1 protein-coding gene is annotated in these 540 nt (G+C 22.0%); it reads left to right on the top strand.

What is annotated here, in order from left to right:
* The coding region (locus OL66_RS03535; RefSeq protein WP_162178809.1) for an IS3 family transposase at positions 1-183 on the top strand (183 nt) is incomplete at its 5' end.
* Between the last annotated feature and the right edge of the window lie 357 nt (positions 184-540).

Raw genomic sequence — 540 nt, 5'->3', positions numbered from 1 at the left:
ATTGAAAACTTTTTCGGCCAAATGAAAACAATCTTACAACATCAAAATCCTTTTTTATTTCAAAAATCTCCTGATAAAATGAAAAAATTAATCAATCAATTTCCTCAATTTTGGAATACTAAGTGGATTTTAAGCAAATTAAACTATTCAACTCCAACTCAATATTCTCAAAATCTAAGATAAATTCTTAGTTGAATTAATATAAAATAATATAACCTTGAAAAAGGTTACTTTAGTGCGCTTTTTTTAACTAAAAATAGTAAAATTTAAAAAAAATCATTTTCTTTCATTTTGTTGACGAGTTTTTAACTTTTTTTACCTAACTATATAGTGAAGGGTTAAAATATTAAAAAAATATCTTTTGAAACTAAAGAATTATCAAAAAAAGTTTAGACACTTTTTTGAATGAAAACAATATTTCTTTAGTTTGAAAAGATAGGAAATTATCTATTAATTTTTAGTCTTAAAGAGTCATTTTAAAATAAAAAGTTGTATAAAAAAGTGGAACAGTTCATCGCAATCAAGCTGAAAATATGAGTA

The organism is Chrysanthemum yellows phytoplasma (assembly GCF_000803325.1).
Classification (GTDB): domain Bacteria; phylum Bacillota_I; class Bacilli_A; order Acholeplasmatales; family Acholeplasmataceae; genus Phytoplasma; species Phytoplasma asteris.
Note: the sequence above shows the minus strand (reverse complement) of the source record. Positions and strands in the feature narration are given on the sequence as shown.